Source organism: Acetomicrobium sp. S15 = DSM 107314 (genome assembly GCF_016125955.1).
GTDB classification, from domain to species: domain Bacteria; phylum Synergistota; class Synergistia; order Synergistales; family Thermosynergistaceae; genus Thermosynergistes; species Thermosynergistes pyruvativorans.
Genome location: NZ_JADEVE010000213.1, coordinates 1 through 324, shown reverse-complemented (window position 1 = coordinate 324; position 324 = coordinate 1). Strand labels below are relative to the sequence as shown.

General features: G+C 51.2%; 1 protein-coding gene. It reads right to left on the bottom strand.

Going from position 1 to position 324, the window contains the following annotated elements; all coding sequences use genetic code 11:
• A partial coding sequence (locus EZM41_RS14645) for a glycosyltransferase family 39 protein (RefSeq protein WP_198470192.1) occupies positions 1-269 on the bottom strand: 269 nt, incomplete at its 3' end.
• Positions 270-324 lie beyond the last annotated feature (55 nt).

The following is a 324-nucleotide window of genomic DNA, read 5'->3' as shown; positions in this document are numbered from 1 at the left end:
GTTCTGGCTATCCCCCTTTCTGCCCTCTCATGGGGGGGAAGTTTAGATACTGATTCGCCGTTTAGAAGGATATCTCCGCCGTCGAGCGGATAAACGCCGCTTATGAGGTTTAAGAGCGCTATGGTGTACTTGGAAAGCAAGCCCAAGCCGGCGCAAATCCCCACGCCCCACCATGCCGAGCGTTTTTCACCAAGAAGAGCGCGCTCCAGAAAGTAAAGACTCCAAAGAGCAAAGGAGCATGCAGTGAACAGAATGCGAACGCTACTCATAACTGGAGGTTGCGGTTTTATCGGGTCAAACCTTGTACGATACTGTCTTAAGCAA